The organism is Phyllobacterium phragmitis, assembly GCF_002980495.1.
Classification (GTDB): domain Bacteria; phylum Pseudomonadota; class Alphaproteobacteria; order Rhizobiales; family Rhizobiaceae; genus Paramesorhizobium; species Paramesorhizobium phragmitis.
This window is the reverse complement of record NZ_PVBR01000139.1, coordinates 1-224: the sequence shown is the minus strand read 5'-3', so window position 1 is coordinate 224 and position 224 is coordinate 1. Positions and strand designations below refer to the sequence as shown.

Sequence of the window (224 nt, the reverse complement as noted above, 5' to 3'; positions counted from 1 at the left end):
GTCGTTGATGGAGCGAATGAGGTTGAGGCTGATATGGCGGACGGTGGCCATGTTGGCGGGTCCGTTCTGGGTTCTCAGGCGCATGAGATCGTCATGGAAGACGACATCCATGACCCAGTGAAGGCGGATCTCCACATGCCAGTGCGCGCGCACGGCGTGGGCGAACTGTTGTGCGGTGAGGGTCGCGGAAGACAGATAGTAGCGCCGTTCGAGGCAGGTTTTTG

General features: G+C 59.8%; 1 protein-coding gene. It reads right to left on the bottom strand.

Annotated features, from left to right (window positions below):
- The coding region (locus C5748_RS27710) for an ISAs1 family transposase (RefSeq protein WP_146119679.1) at positions 1-224 on the bottom strand (224 nt) is incomplete at both ends.